This window comes from Legionella clemsonensis, assembly GCF_002240035.1.
Classification (GTDB): domain Bacteria; phylum Pseudomonadota; class Gammaproteobacteria; order Legionellales; family Legionellaceae; genus Tatlockia; species Tatlockia clemsonensis.
This window is the reverse complement of record NZ_CP016397.1, coordinates 1,974,887-1,992,845: the sequence shown is the minus strand read 5'-3', so window position 1 is coordinate 1,992,845 and position 17,959 is coordinate 1,974,887. Positions and strand designations below refer to the sequence as shown.

The following is a 17,959-nucleotide window of genomic DNA, read 5'->3' as shown; positions in this document are numbered from 1 at the left end:
TGAGAATATACCAGCAACACTATCTATTCTAAAATTTATGTGTTAAATAATTAAAATTCGTCTAGACTAAACTCTGTGATTAAAATCAAGTAAGGGAGTTTACTATTTCAAGGAGTGAAAATGAGTAATCGTGTTTATCAAGTTATTGAATTAGTGGGTACTTCAGAAGACAGTATTGAAGAAGCAATTAATAATGCTGTCGCTCAGGCTGCTAAAGTACATGGAAAACTGGATTGGTATGAAGTGATGCAAACTCGAGGGTTTATCGAGAATTCCAAAAATAAATATTATCAAGTTCATCTGAAAATTGGATGCCACGCTCATTAATGGGATAGTACTACTGCATTGGAGTAAAGAATTTGCATGGATTTCTTGTCATTCCCGCAGAAATACTCTTCCCGGGGAGGCGAGAATCCATCCAGTGCTTAAGGTGAAGCGATTTTATTAGGATAGGTAGATTCTCATTTTGGGAAAATGACAGCCACTTATTTCTTAAAGTGCAGTTAACTTTCCGCTGGTTCTTTATACTCACGGAGCGCTTTTAGAAAATGCCAGCCATAATGATTCAGTTTATGTTGTCCAACTCCGGAAATATTCAGTAGATCATTTAGATTTTGCGGTTTATCTCTTACCATTTGATGTAAGGTTGTGTCGCTAAAAATCATGAATGGTGGTTTATTTTCTTCTTCAGCCAATTTGCGTCGCAGCACTCGTAATGTCTCAAAAAGAGGATTGCTTGCACTAGAAAGAGTCTCGCGCTGCTTATTTTTTGCATTGTTAGTGATTAAATCAACTTGGGGAATAGCGAGTGACACCCGTTCTTCATTTTTCAATACGGCAACGGCTTTTTTCGTTAAGCGCAATACATTGAAGTGATTGATATCCTGGTAACAATAATCCCGATGAATTAATTGCCAGGCCAGTTGCTTCCAGTAATTGGCAGACTTATCTTTACCAATACCAAAGGTACTTAATTGATGATGACCTGCCTGTTGAATTTTTTCGGCAGTGCTTCCTCTTAAGACCTCAATGGCATAGGTCATGCCATAGCTTTGACGAAGTCTATAAATGCAGGAAAGGAATTTTTGTGCATCCTCTGTGGCATCAACAGTTTGTGGTGGATTATCACAGACATCGCAATAACCGCAGGCTTTTTCAGTAGGCTCATCAAAATAACGAAGCAGAATTTGACGACGACAGTGTGTTGCCTGAGCAAAAGCCAGCATATGGTTGAGCTTGTTAATTTCTATGCGTTGCTGTGTTTCGCTTGGTGTAGTCGCTATCCAACCGCGTAAACGGCCGCTATCTGCAGGATTAAAAAGCAGAACTGCGGATGCGGCTAATCCATCTCGTCCGGCTCGTCCCGTTTCCTGATAGTAGCTCTCGATGTTTTTAGGCAAGTCATAGTGCACCACAAAACGAACATTGGGCTTATCAATTCCCATACCAAAAGCAATGGTAGCCACCACAATATCAATACGATCATGGCGAAATGCATTTTGTACTTCTCGTCGCTCGTTATAAGTCAGTCCAGCATGATAAGCTCTGGCTTTAATACCAAATTCCTGCAAATTCAGAGCGACTCTTTCAACTTCATGTCGTGTTCCACAATACACAATGCCTGATTGCTGATGTTGTGTTTGTAAAAAGTGATGTAATTGTTTAAGCGGATTATTTTTAATGACCACAGTGTAGTGAATATTTGGCCGATTAAATGAGGCAATAAATTGCCTGGGGTTATAATTAAGCCTTTTGATGATGTCCTGACGTGTTTGCTGATCTGCTGTGGCTGTCAGTGCGATGACAGGAATCCCAGGAAAATGCGTTTTCAATAAACCCAATGTCGCATATTCAGGACGAAAATCGTGCCCCCACTGTGAGATACAGTGTGCTTCATCAATAGCAAATAATGACAACGAACATTCTTTAAGACGCTCTAAAAAAGAAAGACTCATGAGGCGTTCGGGAGCAATATAGAGAAGATCAAGCTCATTGGCATGAAGTTGTGCCAGGACTAATCTTGCTTCATCACCAGTTAACGATGAATTGTAATAGGCGGCACGAATCCCTTGTAATTTTAATGCAGCCACTTGATCCTCCATTAATGCAATCAAGGGTGAAACCACAATTGCCACACCAGGTCTCACCAACGCTGGAATTTGATAACAAAGTGATTTACCGCCACCTGTGGGCATTAATACCAAAAGATCTTTACCAAGAATAAGATCATGAATAATTTCTTCTTGGGGAGGGCGAAAAGCATCAAAGCCAAAATACTCTTTTAATAGATGAATCGCCTGGGTATGATAATCGGCTTGTCCTATGGTTTCCATACTGGTTTTATTTTTATTATTTAACTGACGCAAAAAATTGGCAATAATAGCATTCTTTGTTGCATCATCATAAACAATATTTATACGCAAATTTTAGAGAGCAGATTACCTGCGTACCTGGATAGTAGCATAAACAGGGGGTCGTTTAAGCAGCGAAATTTGTGTTATGGTTTAAACTACTCAGATAGGGTATCAATCAATAAGGATAGTTATGGATTTTAAGTTCAGTGAAGAGCATCTGGCTTTTCGCGATATGGCTGCTGAGTTTGCGCGCAATAAACTGGCTCCTCATGCGGCTTCATGGGATGAAAACCACCATTTTCCCGTTGATGTTCTGCGTGAAGCTGCTACTCTTGGTATGGCAGGTATGGTTTCCGCTGAAGATATTGGTGGCGCAAATTTAAAGCGACTCGATGCAGCAATTATTTTTGAACAGCTTGCCATTGGTTGTGTGAGCACAAGCGCTTATCTTTCTATTCATAATATGGTGACTTCATTGGTTGACCGCTATGCGCAAGAACCTCTGCGAAGTACCTGGGGTCCTCGTTTAACGTCGATGGATGCTCTGGCAAGTTACTGTTTAACGGAGCCTGAGTCTGGTTCGGATGCTGCTTCATTAAAGACCAGAGCAATTAAGGAAGGGAATTATTACATTTTAAATGGTTCAAAAGCATTTATCTCGGGAGGAAGTATTAGTGATGTTTACCTATGCATGGTGAGAACGGGGGACGATACACACCATGGGGTTACCTCGCTACTAATCGAAAAAAATAACCCTGGTTTAAGTTTTGGTAAGTTGGAAAGAAAACTGGGTTGGCGAAATCAACCGACTTGCATGGTTTACTTTGAAAATTGTCGTGTACCGATTGCCAATCGAGTGGGTGATGAAGGCATGGGTTTCAAAATCGCCTTAAATGCTTTAAATGGGGGGCGTGTTAACATTGCTGCTTGCTCTTTAGGAGGTGCAACAGCCTGCCTGCGGTTGACGCAACAGTATATGCATGAACGGAAACAATTTGGAAAATCTTTAACCCAAATGCAGGCGTTGCGTTTCTATTTTGCTGATATGCTGACTGATTTTGAGGCTGCGCGCTTAATGGTGTATCGTGCAGCAGATGCCTTGGATAAAAATGATGTTCATGCACCTATGTATTGCGCAATGGCTAAACGATTAGCCACTGACGTTGCTTTTCGCATTAGCGACAAAGCCATGCAACTTCATGGAGGATACGGTTACCTTCATGATTATCAAATTGAGCGCATTTTTCGCGATTTGAGAGTGCATCAGATTCTTGAGGGTACGAATGAAATCATGCGGGAAATTATTGCTAAGGCCTCGCTTGATGATGACTATTTGATTGAATAACAGTAATCGAATGGATTAAAAAATAATATTAATAACAGGAGTTTTCCACATGAATTTAATTGAAAAAGAATTAGATAACGATGGCATATTAACGTTGACTTTAAATCGTCCAGAGAAATTAAATGCACTAAGTACAGACGTTTTACGTGCCTTGAGTGAAATTTTTTCCTCCATTAAAGATGACCAAAAAGTAAAAGCAGTCTTGTTGACAGGCGCAGGAAAAGCCTTTTGTGCCGGCGCTGATATTTCTCGTTTAGCCGAATGCAATGCACAAACCGGTTATCAGTTTGCCTGTGAAGGACAGGAGGTATTCAGACAGCTTGAAACACTGGGAAAACCTTCATTGGCTGCAATTAATGGCTTTGCCTTTGGAGGCGGGTGTGAGCTTGCTATCTCTGCAACAATGAGAATTGCATCAACGGCGGCTCAATTTGGGCAGCCTGAAGTAAAACTTGGTGTTATCCCAGGCTACGGCGGTACACAACGATTAGCTCGTTTAGTCGGCAAAGGACGAGCAATGGATTTGTGTTTGACAGGTCGCTTTATTAATGCAGAAACAGCTTTAAGTTGGGGATTAGTGAGTGATGTGGTGGCTCCCGAGGCGCTCATTGATCAGGGTAAGCACATTCTGAAAACGATTTTATCAATGGCACCTTTAGCGGTCACCAGTGTAATGGAAGTCATTAATCATGGCTATGATTTATCACTAACAGATGCCCTGCATTTGGAAGCAGTTCATTTTGCTAAAGTTTGTGCTACTGCAGACAAACAAGAAGGAGTAGCTGCCTTTTTAGCCAAACGAAAAGCAGACTTCCAAGGGGAATAAAGGATGGTAGATATAGTCTTCACACATGAAGAACATTTAGGCTTGGTAACGTTAAACCGCTCCCAGGCTTTAAATGCTCTAACACTCGATATGATCAAAGCGATGCAGCAACAATTATTAGCATGGGAAAAGGAGGCAGACATTCATGCAGTTATTGTACAAGGTGAAGGTGAGAAAGCATTTTGTGCTGGTGGGGATGTGCGCTGGCTGTATGAGGCGGGTTTAAACAAAGATCCTGAGCAGATGCAGTTTTTCTGGCATGAGTACCGCCTAAACCATTACATCCATCATTTTAAAAAACCCTATATTTCATTAATGAATGGAATCACGATGGGCGGTGGGGTAGGTATTTCCCTCCATGGCTCCCATCCCATTGCGACAGAAAATTTTGTTTTTGCTATGCCTGAAACAGGAATTGGTTTTTTCCCCGATATAGGTGCCAGTTATCTGCTTGCCCGTTGTCCAGATGCAACAGGTATTTATTTAGGATTAACAGGCAAGCGGCTTAAGGCACAAGAAGCCTATGAGTTAGGGCTAATCAAGCAAATTATCCCTGCAAACAAAATGCAGGAATTTATAAATCGTTTAGCGTCTATCGATCTATCAAAAAATGCGCATCAACAAGTGAATGCTTGTTTGAAAGAATTCTCTATGGAACATGAAAAGGCATCCATTACGGAACACTTGGTAACAATCAATCGCTGCTTTTCGCAGCAAACGATAGAGGATATTTTTTCAGCATTGGAAGAGGAGGGTAATGAATGGGCTATAACCATTTTAAATAATTTAAAGCAGAAAGCCCCTTTAAGTCTCAAAGTCACTTTGGCTCAAATTCATAAGGCAAAAGCTAAGTCTTTGGCGGAATGCCTTGCTATAGATTATTGTGTGGTCAATCAATTCATGCACGGGCATGACTTTTACGAGGGGGTGAGAGCGTTATTGGTGGATAAAGATAAATCGCCGCATTGGCAACCCTCAAGCTTGGATGAAGTAACGCCTGCTTTAGTAGCAGATTTTTTTGAATGTCGTGAGCAGCTGATTTTTATAGCAGGCTAGACGGCTCCAAGAGTGGGGAACAGGCTCGCATCATTGTTGATATTAGCCTGATTAAGGGGACTATCTTTACTCTTTTTGTAAAAATGACTTGCAGCGATAAAAAAAATGGTTAAAAATGTTCGGCTTTTAAATGAACATTTTGAGGAAATTATGGCAACTATTATACAATCTATTTTTGAAGACGAAGGATTTACACCCATACGGAATCGCTTTTTTACGGTATTTAAACCTATTCAATCAGTCAGAAAACTCGGTGGTAAACATTCAGACTTTCTGGCTTATCTCTTAAATCCGGTTATTGATATTGTTTTAATCCCTGCTTTCTTAATTGATATAGCGATTGATGTTACCAATATGGTAATTTCGTTAATAAAAGCGTTTCATTATTGGTCTCATAATCAACAAAGAACCTCAAGGCTGTTTGATGAAGAAACACAGGGAGAACTTGGTGATGTGAAGGAGCATTTTCTAAATGCTGTTGCCGCCTTGTTCTCTGCAGTGCTTAACCCAATTTTTAGTCTTTTGAGTCTGTTTACCCGACCTGTTGCCAGTGTGGTTAAAGCTGTAGCAGACGCTTGTAATGAATCCTCTTCAGCTTCATGCAAAGTGTAATGGCTTTAGCGATTACAGATTAGGCTTTAAGAGTGCGAATTTCTAAATAATGAGCATGAGTATAATGATTAGATGTAACCCTTGATGGCACTTTGCCTGCTCAAGGGTTAAGCTTTTTACATTTAATCTACTATACTGCCTTAACACTGCATTTGTTTTTCCTTCATGGATGTATTTTAGTATCACTCTTTTCATAGTAAAATTGTCAGTTTTTATTGTTTCGCTTAAAATGCACCTATCTTGTGCACTAGCAGGTTTTTATGGCTGATTTTTACCAGGATTTTTCCAAACGGCGTACTTTCGCCATTATCTCTCACCCTGATGCGGGTAAAACCACCGTCACTGAGAAGTTGCTGTTATTTGGAGGGGCTATCCAGCTTGCCGGTACAGTTAAAGGACGAAAGGCAGATAGACATGCCACCTCAGATTGGATGGAAATGGAAAAAGAAAGGGGTATTTCCATCACAACCTCAGTCATGCAGTTTATTCACAAGAATCATGTGATGAACTTGCTGGATACACCGGGTCATGAAGACTTCTCTGAAGATACTTATCGTACGTTAACAGCGGTTGATTCAGCGCTAATGGTAATCGATGTGGCTAAAGGAGTTGAAGAGCGAACGGTTAAATTAATGGAGGTTTGTCGGCTGAGAGATACGCCCATCATGACCTTTATTAATAAATTAGACCGGGAAGGAAGAGAACCTATCAGTTTGCTTGATGAAGTGGAAACTGTACTAGGTATTCAATGTGCGCCTGTTACTTGGCCAGTTGGAATGGGAAAGCGCTTCAAGGGCATTTATCATTTATATCAGGATACGGTCTATTTATATCAAACTGGGAAAAACACCCAGAAACAAGAGGCGCAGGCAATCAAAGGATTAGACAATCCCGCGCTTGATGAGCTGCTTGGCGATATGGCTCAAGAGTTAAGAGATGAAATCGAACTGGTTAAAGGCGCTTCCCATGAGTTTAATATTAATGATTATCTTTCTGGCAAATTAACCCCGGTTTATTTCGGTTCAGCTATCAATAATTTTGGTATTAAAGAACTTTTAGATGATTTTGCCGAGTATGCACCTGGACCTATGCCGCGTGCTGCGGTTGAGCGACAAGTTCACCCAGAGGAAGAGTCATTCAGTGGTTTTGTCTTTAAAATTCAGGCGAACATGGATCCTAAGCATCGAGACAGAATTGCTTTTTTACGTATTTGTTCTGGGACGTTTAGAAAGGGAATGAAATTAACGCATTTGCGTATTGGCAAGGAAGTACAGATTGCAAATGCACTCACCTTTATGGCCGGAGATCGAGCCCATGCTGAAATGGCGATGGCTGGCGATATTATAGGCTTACACAATCATGGCACTATTCGCATAGGTGACACCTTTACGCAAGGAGAGAGTTTAAAGTTCACTGGTATACCGAATTTTGCACCGGAGCTTTTCCGTCTGGTACGCTTAAGAGACCCTTTAAAAAGTAAAGCCTTATTGAAAGGATTAATTGAATTATCAGAAGAGGGTGCTACCCAGGTTTTTCGACCCTTAAACAGTAATCAATTAATTTTAGGGGCGGTTGGTGTACTGCAGTTTGATGTAGTAGCACATCGTTTAAAGCACGAATATAAAGTAGATTGTATTTATGAAACAGTCAACGTTAGTTGCGCGCGTTGGGTTTATTCCGATGATGATAAAGCAATGTCTGAGTTTCGTACAAAGGCGTATGATTATCTGGCTTTAGACGGTAGTGATTCTTTGATGTACCTTGCTCCCACCAAAGTTAATTTAACTATGGCACAAGAGCGTTATCCCAATATTCATTTTGCAGCGACGCGTGAGCATTAATCATGGATAAAAGGAAGGAGAATATTCTCCTTCCTGCTTTAAATAACTTTAGGTGGTGCAATCCGCAAAAACAGTATTTTGACCTTGATTGGTTAATCGCACTTTACTGCCTGAATCAGCAGTAATTATCACTTTATCGCCGTTATGGACTTCAACAAGCAGTGTATCTCCTTGAGACAGTGTGATGTTATTAATTTTGCCAGTCTTTTTTAATGCTTCAACAAAAATAGCATCACTTAAGTCTTTGGTACGGATAGTACAAGTTGAGGTAATAGACCAAAACCAGGAATTTATAAATTCTTCAGGCGTGTTAGGTGCTAGTTCGTACTCCACGTTAATACCTGCGGTAAGGTTGTGATTAATAGCCAAAGCGCTTGCGCTAAATAATGCTCCTGCACAAAACAAGCTATAACCAAGCTTTCGTAACATAAAAAAGTCTCCTAGTGAAAAGGAATTAAGATACCCGTATTTCATAAGCATGGCAACGAAGGCTTAATTAGGTTTGGAAATTAGCATTGACAATTCACTCGTGTGAAAAAACCGAATGCGTATTTGTCATCCGGTTTTAATAAGAAAGAAGTTAGGCTGCTTCCATTGCTTTTGCAATTGATTCTGTCATTGCTTTTGCATCACCAAATAGCATATAAGTGTTATCACGGAAGAAAAGATCATTCTCAACACCAGCATAACCGGGAGAAAGGCTGCGTTTGACAAATAATACAGTTTTCGCTTTTTCTACCTCCAAAACAGGCATGCCATAAATGGGTGAACCTGGATCAGTTTTGGCAGCAGGGTTGGTTATATCGTTGGCACCTATAACAAAAGCAACATCGGCTGCAGCAAAATCTCGATTGATTTCACTTTGTTCAAATACCCGATCATAAGGAATGTTGGCTTCTGCTAACAGGACATTCATATGACCCGGCATACGACCGGCGACAGGATGAATGGCAAAACGTACGCGAATATCACGTTTTTCCAAGGCATCTACCAATTCTTTTACTGCATGTTGAGCATGAGCAACAGCCATACCGTAACCAGGCACAATAATCACATCCTTGGCATTGCTTAAGAGAAAGGCTGCATCTTCACCATTGGCCTGATGAATTTGCTGGTTATCGCGCTGTATAGCACTTTCGCTTGAATCGGTACTTTTTATACCCCCAAAAATGACGTTGATAATAGAACGATTCATTCCTACACACATGATGTAGCTTAAGATAGCCCCGCTTGCACCAACCAGCGCTCCGGTAATAACCAATAGATGATTACTTAAGGTAAAGCCAATACCAGCTGCTGCCCATCCAGAGTAAGAGTTCAACATGGAGATAACGACTGGCATGTCAGCGCCGCCAATGGGAATAATTAGTAAAAAACCAATTAGGAAAGAGAGCAGGGCCATGGTAATAAAGACTGGCAGCGATTGGCTCATAACAAAATACACGAGAAGTGCAAGAATCGCTAAGGCAATTACCAGGTTTCCAATTTTTTGCCCTGGATAACGAACTGGTTGCCCAGACATTATTCCTTGTAATTTTAAAAAGGCAATTACAGAACCTGAAAATGTGATGGCTCCAATGATAAGGCCAAGACTCATTTCAATTAAACTGGTGAAATGAATATCTCCAGGCGTTCCAATATGAAAGGAGGCCGGTGCCAAATAAGCACAAAAAGCAACGAGTACGGCTGCAAGACCAACTAGCGAGTGAAAGCCGGCGACCAATTGTGGAATAGCCGTCATATGAATTTTAAGGGCAATAATTGTTCCGATAAGGCCGCCTGCGATAATTAAAGAAATAAGTAACCAATGATGATGTACAGAAGGCATCATTAATGTTGAACCAATGGCGATCACCATCCCTAAAATTCCAAGCAAGTTTCCGCGACGAGCGGTAGAAGGACTAGCCAGACCTTTCAGGGCGAGAATAAAACATATCGCAGCAACTAAATAAAGAAACGGGAACAAAGAAGTCATAAGCTCATCCTTATAGACAATATCCTAAATAATAACGTTGGTTTATTGAATATCCTCTAGTAAACACTATTTTTTATACATGCGTAACATGCGTTGGGTGACAACGAAGCCCCCAAAAATGTTAATAGCCGTGATAAAAATTCCCAATCCCCCAAGCCAGGTAATTGTTCCTGTATATTGAGCACCTGTTGCAATTAAAGCACCCAGGATAATAATACTCGAAATGGCATTGGTAACTGACATAAGTGGTGTATGTAATGCGGGCGTGACTTTCCAGACTACATAATATCCAACAAAGCAGGCCAGAACAAAAATGGTTAGAATTGCTATATAGGGATTACCTAGTGTATTAATATCAGGCATATTGTGTTTCCTTAAATGGCATATGGCGTCCGTCGTGACAAAGCATGGCTTGTTTAATAATTTCGTCTTCTGCATTAAAGGAAAGTTCAGCAGAGGAAGGTACAACATGTCGGATTAAATTGATCAAATTAGTCGCATAAAGTTCGCTGGCTGTGGCGGGGATTAGTCCTGCCATATTGCTATAGCCAATAACAGTAATTTCATTGTATGTGATAATCTTATCTTTTTCACTGACTTCGCAGTTACCCCCACGAGCTGTGGCTAAATCCACAACGACAGAGCCTGGTTTCATTCGTTCAATAGTGCTTTTAGCAAGCAACACTGGTGCTGGTTTACCTGGGATTAATGCAGTAGAAATGGTGATATCACTTTGCCTGGCGTATTGATCAATTAATTCAGCTTGCAAGCGTTTATACTCTTCACTGGTTTCCCCCGCATAACCCCCACTGGTCTCCGCATCTTGCTCGGCACTGACCTCAATAAATTCAGCGCCCAGACTTTCCACTTGTTCCTTGGCCGCGCGACGTACATCAAAGGCATAGACTACCGCGCCTAAGCGCTTTGCTGTGGCAATTGCTTGTAGACCTGCTACACCAGCCCCAAGAATCAATACTTTCGCTGGATGAATCATTCCTGCTGCGGTCATCATCATTGGAATCGCGCGTTTAAAATGAGACACTGCCTCAAGTACTGCTCGATAACCCGCAAGGTTAGCTTGGGACGATAAACTATCCATGCTTTGCGCACGACTTATTCGGGGGATTAAGTTCATTGAAAAAATGCTGATTTTTTCCTTGCAAGCCCAGGGCAATAAATTACCTGAAGGTTCATTATCGATGTGAGCAATTAGCAGGACACCGGGCCTCACACCTGCCAATTCTTTAGGATTGGGTTCATTAACACACACGACAATATTAGCTGTGTGAAGCATGATTTTTCGATCATTAACAATCGTAGCGCCAGCTTCTTGATAATTAGCATCGCTAAAACCCGAAGCAAGTCCTGCATTAGATTCTATGGTGACATCAAGACCCATTTTTAAGTAGTGTTTGACTGCATTTGGAGTAATTGCGACGCGAGTGTCACTATTACTTTCATTTAACGCTGAAATCATCATGGAGCTATCCTTCTCACCGCAGATTAGTTCTATCGTATTGGAATCTGCTTGATATTGCTAGTTTTTTGCGTAATTTTTCCTGAGTAAACAATTGGTTAAGTGGGCAAAAAATGCCACCAATGGAGGAAAGATTTTCAGGTGGTTTTTTTGGGTGGCGAAATGGCCAAATTTTGCATGATAAGAGTTATTATATTTACTGACTACTAACGAAAAACTAGCAGGGCAGCCTTGTAGGTTGAACCTGATTCCGATAAAGTAAAATTTTTTTCGCAAGTCCAATGGAAATATGGAAATTCTCTGTTTTTTTGCAGGGACGGTCTTTTTTTATACAAAGTCAGTCTATGCCATTTTACTGGTGGTTGTTGCATTTTTTCTCTCCCCTCGGTTGAGTTTTCCCTGTTGCTTTCTTGCAGCTCTGCTGTGGGGATATGCTCACCAGTGGTGGGTGGCCGATTGTGGCATGCCGATGCACGTTCGCATTATCCCACATGCTGTTTTAGAAGGTGAAATTGTATCCATCCCAGCAACAACGACTTTTAAGTCTCAGTTCCAGTTTAAACTGTCGAAGTTTAATGGGAAACCTGCTAGCTCTATCTTGCTATTGGCCTGTTATAATCGCTGCCCTTTATTTAAAGTGGGAGAATCTTGGCGTTTTGAAGCAAAAATAAAAAAACCAGCGAATCTGGGAAATCCAGGCAGTTTTAATTATGTAAATTGGTTAAGTGCTCGTCATATTCATTGGGTGGGGTATATTAAACCGCGCACTGCCACGCTCCTAAAACCTGGTCAATCTTCAAGTCTTTTAAGACTTCGTGAGCAGCTTGCGTCAACTCTCGATAAACTATTACCTGAAGGAAAAAGTCTGGGCATTTTTGAAGCATTAACGCTGGGTATTACCAATCATATTGATAAGTCACAGTGGGAGTTGTTTCGCCGAACAGGAACTACTCATTTGATGGTCATTTCCGGTGCTCACATTGGTTTGGTGGCAGGATTAGGATTTATGTTAATGCGATGGTTATGGACTCGAAATGCATGGCTATGTCTTCATTATCCAGCACCTCAGGCAGCCAGTATTGCAGGATTGCTAATGGCTATCGCTTATGCACTACTCGCTGGATTTGCTCCTCCCGCCCAACGTTCACTTATTGCTTGTTTTTTATTGCTCTCGAGAAATTTTTCAAGTTATCGCTTTACCGGCTGGCAAGCTTGGCGCTATGGCTTATTAGCAGTATTACTTTTTGAACCGCATGATGTTTTATTGCCAGGATTCTATTTATCCTTTCTTGCTGTAGCCAGTTTGCTGTTAGGCAGTCAACGATTAAGAGCTACAGGTTTTAAAAAAAGCCTGGGGTTGCAGCTTATTTGTCTTTTCGGATTAATGCCTCTAACATTGTTTTGGTTCTCTTATGGGGCAATTAGTGGGTTGCTAGCCAATCTGGTTGCTATTCCGTTTGTAGGATTTGTTATCGTCCCTGCTGCGCTTATCAGTTTGTTGGCAGTGCAATGTTGGGATGAGGCCTGGTTTTTAATACCAGTACACTGGGCGATTGAGGTTTTGCTTTATTTTTTAAAATTGATTGACTCCTTGGCATCATTTAATTTGAGCTTTTCCTTTAGCAGTATTTTATCGCCTTTAGCATTGATGCTGGTCATGTTGTCAGGCTTATTTCTCCCTGTTAGGGCATTTTACCCAGCAATGATTGTGTTGGGTATGGCGGCTCTTTATCCAGGATATCCTAAAGTGAGGGGAGGGGAGGCTGAAATTAATATTCTTGATGTGGGGCAAGGTTTAGCAGTGACTGTACGAACAGCCAATCACACGCTTGTTTATGATACCGGAATGAAATTCTATCAGGGTGGGGATATGGCAAAATTGGCGATTATTCCTTTTCTTAAAACTGTGGGGATAAAGAAGATTGATAAAATTATTATTAGCCATCCCGATTTAGATCACCGAGGTGGCCTTGTTTCGCTGGAAACTAATTATCCAGTCAATGCGCTTTTGGTCAATAATATTTCCTATTATCGTCGAGGAGAAAATTGCCATTACTATCCCTCGTGGCAATGGGATGGCATTTCTTTTCGTTTTTTAGCTATTCATAAACGGTTTAAAAACAAGAATAATAACTCGTGTATTTTGCAAATTGGGAATTCCAGAGGGCGTATTTTATTAACAGGGGATATAGAACGGTCAGCGGAAGACTATTTGGTAAAAATGTACAAAGAACAACTTGCATCCGAAGTATTAGTTGTCCCTCACCATGGCAGCAAAACATCTTCCTCACCTAGCTTCATTCAACAAATTTCACCAAAATTTGCAGTAATATCCGCAGGCTTTGATAATCGATATCATTTTCCGCATGCGCAAACATTGCAAACTTTTGCACGACAAAATGTGAAAATATTGAGTACTGCAGATTGTGGCATGGTCACCGTGCGATTGCCTGCAAACCATGACAGGATAAACCCATTTTGTTATAAAACAATAACAAGTGCATAAAAAGTGTTCTTAATCGATGCTTATTGACAATAAAATATACATAATGTACCATGGAGGCCAATTTTCATCCTTTAGTGTGGTTGGGCATGCGAGTAATAGCTCTGTGGGTTTCCTTCGTCGCGGTATTAATCACTTCTAACGTTTATGCAGCAGACGGTGACTGTCAACAGCATCAGTGCATTGCAGTAGTTGACGCAGGCAGTACAGGTTCTCGCGTCCATATCTACGCTTATGACTTTGATAGCAGCACGCAAAGCCCGATTAACATTGCCGAAGTATGGTCGAAAAAAATTAAACCAGGATTTGCTACCATTGAGGCTAATCCCCCAACCATTGATGCTTATTTGACCACTTTATTTTCTGGTGCGCCAGAGAGTAATCTACCGGTTTACTTTTATGCCACAGCAGGCATGCGCCTATTGCCAAAGCCCAAGCAACAACAATTGTATAGCTTGCTACAGGGATGGTTTAACGAGCAAGCGAACTGGCAATTGCAACAGGCCAAAACCATTACTGGTACAGAAGAAGGACTTTTGGGTTGGTTAGCGGTGAATTATCAACGAGGTTCCCTGGATTCTACTAATCAAGAATTAGCAGGGGTTATGGATATGGGAGGCGCTTCTGTACAAATTATTTTCCCCGTGGAAAAAGCAGATGGCATTAATCCACAGGACTTACAACACATTGATCTTTACGGTCGCCATCTGACTCTCTTTGTTCACAGTTTCTTAGGTTTGGGACAAACCGAAGTGACGCATCAGTTTCTAGATGAATCCGTATGTTTTGCCAACAATTATGAGCTGCCTACCGGCCAACCAGCAGCAGGGGATGCCTATTCTTGTGAAAGTGATGTGGCTTATTTAATGAATTCAGTGCATCGAGTCAATCGTGTAGTGCAACCTGTCATGACAACCAATCCGGTAAATAACTGGTTTGTTATCGGTGGCATGGCCGAACTTACGCGAAGCAAACCATTCCAACTTGAAAATCAGTTCAGCAGCCAGGATTTACTTGAACAAGCCAATACCCAGGTATGTCATCAAGATTGGTCATCCTTGATTAACCAATACCCTAATAACGATTACCTCTACGGCTACTGTTTATTCCCAGCCTACTATTATGCTTTGATCGTTGATGGCTACGGTTTACAACCTCAACAAATACTTAACCTAATGGCCCCCAATCAAAACAGCGACTGGACTTTAGGTGTAGTCCTTAAACAAAAGTCAGCTCAGGATTCATAAGTACCTTGCACCACATCCATCCCTGAGTATAATTAATGATGCGCCGTTGTAGCTCAGTCGGTAGAGCAATTGATTCGTAATCAAGAGGTCGGAGGTTCGACTCCTCTCAGCGGCATAGTAAAATCAATTGGTTACATATTGAATTATAAAAATTAAATAATTTTGGTACCGTTTTTGGTACCATTTTTGAAATGTAATTAATTGATATCAAAGTATTCTCTAAATCTTATTATGACCTCTGCAGTAATTCATTAGACCATAAATGCATTCGATTTAAATAAGAACAAAATAAGATATAAATGATCATTATGTGGGTTTATATAGATCATAGTGTAAAAATACACTCCTTAATTTGATTGTTTTGGGAAAATAATAAAACTATAATCCGAATCTGTAATTCAAGGATATTAATAAGGAGATGTTATGAACGTATATTATTCTAATAGAATTGATACCGATGAAGATAAGGATGAGTATATGCCTTGGTAAACAAAGGAGATGCTAGCATCTCCTTTGATAGTTTTATATTGATATGAAATTAGTTTTCAATAATGAAGTTCTGGCGGTTATTGATGACTTTCTAGAGCAAACGTCTTTTGAAAAAATTTGGAATTTTATTCAAACTGAAAAATTCAAATTTGTTCACTCTTCAAAATGGGTAAACGCTTTTAGTCTCGAGGATGGATCTCCTTTATGGGGCAACGTTACTATTTCTCACCCTAGGCCTGAAGCTTGCACAACCGAGCAAATTTACCCTACAAACACAACCATTGATTTATTTATAAATGAATTAATTGCAAGATCCTCTGATTATTCTCATTTAATTGGTTTGAAGGATAGAGATTGGGATTTTTTCTATGCCAGACCTTATCTATATCCTAGAGGCTCAGGACTTTCTTGGCATACAGATGGTAAGTACAAAATTTCAGGTGCCTATGTATATTACTGCCATCCAAATTGGGACATAAATTGGGGAGCTGAATTACTGATTAATCCTTCACCGCAACTTGACTTTGATTACCCAGAAGTGCCGTTAATCAGTAATAAGAAGAAAAAGGTAGGGTACCATCTTAATAGCGCTGCATTAAATAAGTATGCTGATGATGGAATTGGGTATTATATTGTACCGAAACCTAATAGGTTGGTTATTTTCAAAAATAATATTCTGCATTGTATAAAAAAAGTAGAAAATGCAGCCGGTAATCATGTGAGAGCATCGATAACAGGGTTTTTTATGAGTAATGACAAAATAAATGAATCAAAAGAGGCAGAAAAAGAACATCCAATCTAACAATTATTTAAATTAGTTTGTCCTGCAAAATTATTGATAACTATCAATCTGGATATGCTTGGAATTATGAAATGAATTTAGTGCATCAAATAACACCTACAGTAGCTCAAGAAAAAGTAAATTTTGTTATTTTGATACCTAATTCAGATGAGACAGTTTTATCTGATTTTATACTCAGGGAAGAGGATGTTCCGTATAATGAACAACCAAGTCATTATCAATTTAAAAAATGGTCTGCTTGGTGTTCGGCCCATTTTGCATCATATTACTACTATATTAAGTACAAAAATGCACTTTTAAGATGCAAGCAATTTTTGTACGATTTTGGGCCTTTATCAACATTAGATCATGCTGCTCTATACGATCATTGGGTTTGGGAAATGAAGCCTTATGTATTGAATCAGGAGAATATTTGTTGGATTGGTTATGATTATTCAAAATCGAGAGCATTATGTTTTCTATCCCATGGAACTAATATTGAACTTCGTCTTCTTGAAGGGGATTTGAGTGATGAAGAGTTTTTAGAACTGGGTAATTTTTTTTCTCCTATATCGTCATCAATTGAAATCTTAAAAAAGAATTTTTTCGAATTGTCCTACTGGTCACGTTACAACAACTGCCTGGAGAGTGCATGTATCAATAGAAATAAATATAAACCACCTTCAAGTTTATGGAATTTAAGATGGCCAATCCATAATATTCTAAGAGGTAGTAAGCCTGATTGCGATATCAAATATATAAAGGATCTTGATTTTGACTTCATTCCAGATAGCCAAATTATATATGGTAGTGAGGATGCTATTGAGGAAATTCAATTTGTCATGTTTCCAAAGAATGGTAAGAAAAACCAAATTGCATGGTTTCGCATTTTAAATAAAGACACTTTTCCAATAAAGAAGCCTACACTGTCTAGATTACCTAGTATGAATTCATATAGCGGGTATAGTAATTTTGGCTTAACTGTCTTAAAGACAAAGAGGCATGAGCTTACGAGCAATATCTACATTGCCAGCTTTAGCAATCATTATGGCCCACATGATGCACTTTGGTGGGATAGTGAATATGCTTATTTACTACAGATAAGTGCTGGTGTTAATACTACTATTGATTTTTTTAAAGAAATTTTTAGCAATTTTTAGATAAGAAAAATAGGAATTATTTTTACTACTTCGTTCTTGCTTCTTAAATTTTTTCTATTCATCGGTTGATAGCAGATTGCTAAAGTTAATGGACCTACATTTTAAATATAAAGTTTAATTATCCAACGAGTAAAAATAGTTCGAGTCAAGACTGTTTTTTTATTTTTTATTTGTATAAGATGATTAGGCCTAAATTCTTTTTTCTTATCCCTTTTCTGTGGATATCTTATTATACCAAATAATGACTGAATAATCAGTAACCTATAAGAGCCCTTGACCCCATTGATTTATAT

Annotated in this window: 15 protein-coding genes and 1 tRNA gene; 11 read left to right on the top strand and 5 right to left on the bottom strand. The window is 39.7% G+C overall.

Going from position 1 to position 17,959, the window contains the following annotated elements; all coding sequences use genetic code 11:
- Positions 1-120 precede the first annotated feature (120 nt).
- Positions 121-327 (top strand): dodecin, encoded by a 207-nt coding sequence (locus tag clem_RS08655; protein ID WP_094091184.1) that lies wholly within the window; start codon positions 121-123, stop codon positions 325-327.
- 176 nt (positions 328-503) lie between these two features.
- On the opposite strand, the gene recQ is transcribed toward clem_RS08655, so the two are convergent.
- The gene (recQ, locus tag clem_RS08650; protein WP_094092318.1) at positions 504-2,333 is read right to left on the bottom strand and encodes a DNA helicase RecQ; all 1,830 of its coding nucleotides are present in this window, start codon (positions 2,331-2,333) and stop codon (positions 504-506) included.
- 211 nt (positions 2,334-2,544) lie between these two features.
- Here recQ and clem_RS08645 point away from each other — a divergent pair, with 211 nt between their 5' ends.
- The 5 genes from clem_RS08645 to clem_RS08625 all read left to right on the top strand — a co-directional run bounded on the left by clem_RS08645 (position 2,545) and on the right by clem_RS08625 (position 8,034).
- A complete protein-coding gene (locus clem_RS08645) occupies positions 2,545-3,699 on the top strand; it encodes an acyl-CoA dehydrogenase family protein (RefSeq protein ID WP_094091183.1) in 1,155 nt (384 codons plus the stop codon).
- A gap of 49 nt (positions 3,700-3,748) precedes the next feature.
- On the top strand, positions 3,749-4,525 hold the full coding sequence (locus tag clem_RS08640) for an enoyl-CoA hydratase/isomerase family protein (RefSeq protein WP_094091182.1): 777 nt from the start codon (positions 3,749-3,751) through the stop codon (positions 4,523-4,525).
- Positions 4,526-4,528: 3 nt separating this feature from the next.
- A complete protein-coding gene (locus clem_RS08635) occupies positions 4,529-5,581 on the top strand; it encodes an enoyl-CoA hydratase/isomerase family protein (protein ID WP_094091181.1) in 1,053 nt (350 codons plus the stop codon).
- Between the two features lie 150 nt (positions 5,582-5,731).
- The gene (locus clem_RS08630; protein ID WP_157698210.1) at positions 5,732-6,193 is read left to right on the top strand and encodes a hypothetical protein; all 462 of its coding nucleotides are present in this window, start codon (positions 5,732-5,734) and stop codon (positions 6,191-6,193) included.
- Between the two features lie 260 nt (positions 6,194-6,453).
- Entirely contained in the window at positions 6,454-8,034 is a 1,581-nt protein-coding gene (locus clem_RS08625) for a peptide chain release factor 3 (protein WP_094091179.1), read from the top strand.
- 48 nt (positions 8,035-8,082) lie between these two features.
- Here the strand turns inward: clem_RS08625 and clem_RS08620 are convergent, their stop codons facing one another.
- The 4 genes from clem_RS08620 to clem_RS08605 all read right to left on the bottom strand — a co-directional run bounded on the left by clem_RS08620 (position 8,083) and on the right by clem_RS08605 (position 11,489).
- Positions 8,083-8,463 carry a hypothetical protein gene (locus tag clem_RS08620; RefSeq protein ID WP_094091178.1) on the bottom strand — a complete coding sequence of 127 codons (381 nt, stop codon included), beginning with the start codon at positions 8,461-8,463 and terminating at the stop codon, positions 8,083-8,085.
- Positions 8,464-8,614: 151 nt separating this feature from the next.
- A complete protein-coding gene (locus clem_RS08615) occupies positions 8,615-10,009 on the bottom strand; it encodes an NAD(P)(+) transhydrogenase (Re/Si-specific) subunit beta (RefSeq protein WP_198333089.1) in 1,395 nt (464 codons plus the stop codon).
- 66 nt (positions 10,010-10,075) lie between these two features.
- Positions 10,076-10,372 (bottom strand): proton-translocating transhydrogenase family protein, encoded by a 297-nt coding sequence (locus clem_RS08610; protein WP_058448949.1) that lies wholly within the window; start codon positions 10,370-10,372, stop codon positions 10,076-10,078.
- The gene (locus clem_RS08605) at positions 10,365-11,489 is read right to left on the bottom strand and encodes a Re/Si-specific NAD(P)(+) transhydrogenase subunit alpha (protein WP_094091176.1); all 1,125 of its coding nucleotides are present in this window, start codon (positions 11,487-11,489) and stop codon (positions 10,365-10,367) included. The genes clem_RS08610 and clem_RS08605 overlap by 8 nt, the downstream gene beginning before the upstream one ends.
- 286 nt (positions 11,490-11,775) lie before the next feature.
- Here clem_RS08605 and clem_RS08600 point away from each other — a divergent pair, with 286 nt between their 5' ends.
- The 5 genes from clem_RS08600 to clem_RS08580 all read left to right on the top strand — a co-directional run bounded on the left by clem_RS08600 (position 11,776) and on the right by clem_RS08580 (position 17,666).
- Positions 11,776-13,992 carry a DNA internalization-related competence protein ComEC/Rec2 gene (locus clem_RS08600; protein WP_094091175.1) on the top strand — a complete coding sequence of 739 codons (2,217 nt, stop codon included), beginning with the start codon at positions 11,776-11,778 and terminating at the stop codon, positions 13,990-13,992.
- Positions 13,993-14,078: 86 nt separating this feature from the next.
- Positions 14,079-15,236, top strand: coding sequence for an acetate and sugar kinases/Hsc70/actin family protein (locus clem_RS08595; protein ID WP_094092317.1), 1,158 nt, complete (start codon positions 14,079-14,081; stop codon positions 15,234-15,236).
- A gap of 42 nt (positions 15,237-15,278) precedes the next feature.
- A tRNA-Thr gene (locus clem_RS08590) sits at positions 15,279-15,351 on the top strand.
- Between the two features lie 417 nt (positions 15,352-15,768).
- Entirely contained in the window at positions 15,769-16,527 is a 759-nt protein-coding gene (locus clem_RS08585) for a 2OG-Fe(II) oxygenase (RefSeq protein WP_027266381.1), read from the top strand.
- A gap of 71 nt (positions 16,528-16,598) precedes the next feature.
- Positions 16,599-17,666: a hypothetical protein gene (locus clem_RS08580; RefSeq protein ID WP_011213398.1), complete on the top strand. Its 1,068-nt coding sequence runs from the start codon at positions 16,599-16,601 to the stop codon at positions 17,664-17,666.
- Positions 17,667-17,959: the final 293 nt, after the last annotated feature.